The sequence below is a fragment of the Ruegeria sp. SAZD013 genome (genome assembly GCF_059612525.1).
This window is the reverse complement of record NZ_JBXWQT010000008.1, coordinates 1-1,466: the sequence shown is the minus strand read 5'-3', so window position 1 is coordinate 1,466 and position 1,466 is coordinate 1. Positions and strand designations below refer to the sequence as shown.

Genomic DNA, 1,466 nt, shown 5'->3' with positions numbered 1-1,466 from the left:
AACCCGTCAGGAGAAGGTTGAACAATCCAGGTCAGGGACAGGCCCCATTGGCTTCCGTCGCCCAACAGGCGCTGAAACTGCTCCTGATCCTGCGGCGTCGTGATCATCGCGATGTCGCGGATCCCGGCCAGCATCAGCACCGAAAGGGGGTAATAGATCATCGGCTTGTCATAGATGGGCAAAAGCTGCTTCGAGACGCCCATCGTGATCGGATAAAGACGGGTACCTGACCCGCCTGCCAGAATGATACCTTTGCGTTTCTTGCCGTTCCGGGTCGTCATGTGCCGAGCTCTCCAAGGTCTTCAAGTATGCTGTGCAGGCCCGCCTTCCAATCCGGACGGGGCACGCCCAGGTCCGTTGTCAGTGTCGTGCAGTCCAGGCGGCTGTTCAGGGGGCGTTTCGCGGCGGTCGGGTATGCGCTGGACGGGATGTCTTCGACATTGCAGTCAATGCCGGCCTGATCGAAGATCTCGCGGGCAAAATCGGCCCAGCTGACATCAGGGCCACCGCTGCAATGGTAAATTCCGGTCTTTTCATCCGGGTTTGTCAAAAGGGCACGGGCCGCGCCCACACAGGCCCCGGCCAGTTCCGCCGCCGGGGTTGGCCCGCCAATCTGGTCTGCGACGATCGTCAGGCGGTCACGCTCTTTGCCGAGGCGCAGCATGGTTTTGACGAAGTTATGTCCATGTGACGACACCACCCACGAGGTTCGTATGATTGCATGGGGTCCGCCCGCCGCAATCACACCGGCCTCACCCGCCAGCTTGGTGCGCCCATAGGCGCCCAGCGGGCCGGTCGCGTGGTCGGGCGGAAACGGGGCCGTGCCCGCCCCGTCAAACACATAATCCGTCGAGACCTGAACAAACGGCAATCCGCGCCCGGCCGCAGCTTTGGCCAGCGCCGTGGGCGTGGTTCCGTTGATCAGCAGGGCAAGGTCTTCCTCCGCCTCGGCCTTGTCGACGGCGGTATATGCGGCGGCGTTGATCACCGCATCCGCATCGGTGTTGCGAACCAGGGCCGCGCACCCTTCGGGATCGGTAAAATCCGCCTTGTCGCGCCCAAGCGCTTCAACCGAGATTTCCCCGCCACACCGGATCAGTTCCCGGCCCAGCTGACCGGTCGCCCCGAAGACCAGAAGTTTCACGCGCTGACCCCCAGCCGTTCGCCAACGCCGGACCGGCCTTGCAGGGACCGCCACCACTCTTCATTGTTCAGGTACCATTCAACCGTTCTGCGCAGACCCTCCTCTACCGTCACGGATGGGCGCCAGTTCATTTCGTTGCGCATCCGCGAGGGATCGATGGCGTAACGCGCATCATGCCCGGGGCGGTCTGTGACAAAGGTGATCTGGTCCGCATAGACCCCCTGCGGTTTCGGGCGCAGGTCGTCCAGGATCGCGCAAAGCGTCTGCACCAGTTCCAGATTGCTGCGCTCGTTCTCGCCACCGATGTTGTAGGACCGGCCGA

Annotated in this window: 3 protein-coding genes; all 3 read right to left on the bottom strand. The window is 62.8% G+C overall.

From position 1 onward, the window contains the following. Window positions 1-281 (bottom strand): sugar phosphate nucleotidyltransferase (locus AC2FLU_RS00805; RefSeq protein WP_496808172.1); only part of this gene is annotated, 281 nt, incomplete at its 3' end. Then, window positions 278-1,144 carry a dTDP-4-dehydrorhamnose reductase gene (gene rfbD, locus AC2FLU_RS00800; protein ID WP_496808171.1) on the bottom strand — a complete coding sequence of 289 codons (867 nt, stop codon included), beginning with the start codon at window positions 1,142-1,144 and terminating at the stop codon, window positions 278-280. The genes AC2FLU_RS00805 and rfbD, both read right to left, overlap by 4 nt. Beyond that, window positions 1,141-1,466: GDP-mannose 4,6-dehydratase (locus AC2FLU_RS00795; RefSeq protein WP_496808170.1), on the bottom strand; the 326-nt coding region annotated here is incomplete at its 5' end. The genes rfbD and AC2FLU_RS00795, both read right to left, overlap by 4 nt.